The sequence below is a fragment of the Vibrio sp. 10N.222.49.A3 genome (genome assembly GCF_041475145.1).
In the GTDB taxonomy this organism is placed as follows: domain Bacteria; phylum Pseudomonadota; class Gammaproteobacteria; order Enterobacterales; family Vibrionaceae; genus Vibrio; species Vibrio tasmaniensis_A.
In genome coordinates this window covers 1-1221 of sequence record NZ_JBFRVM010000325.1, presented here as the reverse complement: position 1 = coordinate 1221, position 1221 = coordinate 1, and the positions used below count along the sequence as shown (strand labels likewise).

Sequence of the window (1221 nt, the reverse complement as noted above, 5' to 3'; positions counted from 1 at the left end):
AAACCAAACTCAGCGATGTGCTCTCCATGCTGCGCAAGCTGGTGTGCATTGGCAAAGTGAGCAAAGTGGATACCGAGCTAAGGCGCGTAAAGGTGACTTTCCCTGGTCTACGTTACCCTGAGTCAGATTGGTTGCCTGTGCTGGGCTTTCGTAGTAAGAACGTGAGCATTTCGTGCAACCTTGAGCCTGGTGAGCAAGTGCTGTGTCTGTTCATTCCTAGCGGTTCAATGATGTCTGGTTTTGTGCTTGGCTCGATGGCGAACAAATCAGCAAAGCCCTATATCGCGAATGTTGATAAGTTTGGTGTCCGGTTTAAAGACGGCACACTTTTGGAATATGACCAAAGTAGCGCAACGGGCGTATTAAAAATTAAAGGTAACGAACCTGCTCTCATCGTAAACGAGTCCGGTGTAACCATTGATAGCCCTAAATACACCGTCAATGCACCGACCATTTTACTCAATGGTCAAACCCATATTACCAAAGCGCTGACGGGGGATATGACAGCAACATTTACCGGACTCGTCGGGGCCGCAGGATATGGTAGTACAACGGGGGGTGCAGCCGTGATGAACAGCGGTGCCACCATGAAAGGCTCGGTGACCATCAATGGTGTCACAGTCGCCGTGATTAGCCATAAACACAATGACGCAGAAGGCAGACCAACGTCCACCGCAAACCAATAAATGACAAAACGCCCTCAGAGCGATTCTGAGGGCGCTTAATTTCTATCGGGTGTGAATGTTCAAATAATTTTATTCAAACTCATTCAAACCGGATTTCAAACGAATTCAAACGGGGTACGCATGACCTACTCACTCAAATTTGCAGGAAGCGGACGAAACACCGATTTGGTGGCCGATATCAAGCAGTCACTTTTTATGATTGTGTACACCGGCAAAGGCGAACGGATTTATATGCCGGATTACGCAGCGGATGCATTGGAGTACATTGATAAGCCTCAATGGGAAGTGCAAGGATTGAAAGTGTCCATTGCTGAATCGGTGGCTAAGTATGAGCCTCGAGTCAAACTCGACAGTATTGTGGTCACTCAAACCGATTTGCCACAGGGCATTATTGGCATTAAGCTTTCTTGCCAAATCCTCGCCACGGGGCAAAGTGACGTGTTCGATTTTACTAACGCTTAAGCCTGCCGAACGGAAATTATCCTCCAATAATCTCAGATACTGACTCCACTGATGAACAGGAGACAGTATCCAT

The 1221-nt window shown here is 47.5% G+C and carries 2 protein-coding genes; both read left to right on the top strand.

Features of this window, described 5'->3' with window-relative positions; genetic code table 11:
- The coding region (locus AB4589_RS25400; RefSeq protein WP_372101957.1) for a phage baseplate assembly protein V at positions 1 to 686 on the top strand (686 nt) is incomplete at its 5' end.
- A 120-nt stretch (positions 687 to 806) separates the two neighbouring features.
- On the top strand, positions 807 to 1148 hold the full coding sequence (locus AB4589_RS25395) for a GPW/gp25 family protein (RefSeq protein ID WP_048615433.1): 342 nt from the start codon (positions 807 to 809) through the stop codon (positions 1146 to 1148).
- The last annotated feature ends 73 nt before the right edge of the window (positions 1149 to 1221 follow it).

Coding starts and splice junctions, on each gene's coding strand:
- AB4589_RS25395 (WP_048615433.1), top strand. CDS start 807: ATGACCTACTCACTCAAATTTGCAGGAAGCGGACGAAACACCGATTTG.